Raw genomic sequence first — 288 nt, 5'->3', positions numbered from 1 at the left:
TCGTCCATGGCGGCGCGCACCGGAACGTACCCGGGGGTGTCGAGGATGCCGCGCGGTACCCCGGCGGCGCGCACCTCCGCCGCGTCGAAGCGGGCGGCGGCGTGTCCGCCGGACCGCACCATCCGCCAGAAGGCGTCCAGGTCCTCGCCGGTGCCGGGCAGCCGTGCGGCCATGCCGACCACGGCGATCCGGCCGTCGTCGGGACGACGGCGGCCGGTGTCCCGGTCCGCCGGTGCCCGCAGGGTGCCGCCACTGCCGATGGCCTCCCGTGACCCGTGCAGGAACCGG

General features: G+C 77.8%; 1 protein-coding gene. It reads right to left on the bottom strand.

Features of this window, described 5'->3' with window-relative positions; genetic code table 11:
• On the bottom strand, positions 1-288 hold a 288-nt coding region (locus tag K4B79_RS47540; protein WP_232033716.1), incomplete at both ends, for a beta-ketoacyl synthase N-terminal-like domain-containing protein.

Source organism: Streptomyces lincolnensis, from assembly GCF_021173675.1.
Classification (GTDB): domain Bacteria; phylum Actinomycetota; class Actinomycetes; order Streptomycetales; family Streptomycetaceae; genus Streptomyces; species Streptomyces lincolnensis_B.
The sequence above is the reverse complement of the archived record's forward strand: the minus strand, read 5'-3'. Positions and strand labels throughout refer to the sequence as shown.